The sequence below is a fragment of the Bradyrhizobium sp. 147 genome, assembly GCF_023073935.1.
Lineage (GTDB): Bacteria > Pseudomonadota > Alphaproteobacteria > Rhizobiales > Xanthobacteraceae > Bradyrhizobium.
In genome coordinates this window covers 1-621 of the sequence record NZ_JADPKL010000119.1, presented here as the reverse complement: position 1 = coordinate 621, position 621 = coordinate 1, and the positions used below count along the sequence as shown (strand labels likewise).

1 pseudogene is annotated in these 621 nt (G+C 61.8%); it reads left to right on the top strand.

What is annotated here, in order from left to right:
* Positions 1–92: 92 nt before the first annotated feature.
* Positions 93–621, top strand: a pseudogene (locus tag IVA87_RS28915) (IS630 transposase-related protein); the annotation flags it as partial.

Sequence of the window (621 nt, the reverse complement as noted above, 5' to 3'; positions counted from 1 at the left end):
CTAAAGCGGGATGGGGTTAGGTTGAATCGATTGGGATTCCCAAATCAGCTTGTTTCTGATTCACCATGCTGGCTGGACGGAGGCCAGCAGGGATGGGCAAGCCGTACTCTCTGGATCTTCGCAAGCGCGTCGTGGCGGCAATCGAGGGCGGGATGTCCCGCAATCAGGCGGCCAAGCAGTTTGGTGTGGCGATCAGCACGGCCATCAGCTGGATGAAGCGGGTCGACGAGACCGGCAGCGTTGAGCCTAGGCAGATGGGCGGCTACAAGCCGAAGGCAATTTCGGGCGCACACGCGGTCTGGCTGTCGCAGCGGATCAAGGATGGCGATTTCACCATACGCGGGCTCGTTGCCGAGCTTGCCGGACGCGGCCTGAAGGTGGACTACCACTCGGTGTGGGACTTCGTGCATGCCGAGAAGCTCAGCTTCAAAAAAAAGCGTGGCGGCTGGCGAACGCGATCGTCCCGACGTGGCGCGGCGGCGCCTCCAATGGACAAAGTATCAAGATCGCGTCGAAGCTGAGCGGCTGGTCTTCATCGACGAGACCTGGACCAGAACCGATATGGCGCCTTTGCGGGGATGGGCGCCGCGCGGGCACAGACTTCCCGCCAAGGTTCCGCAC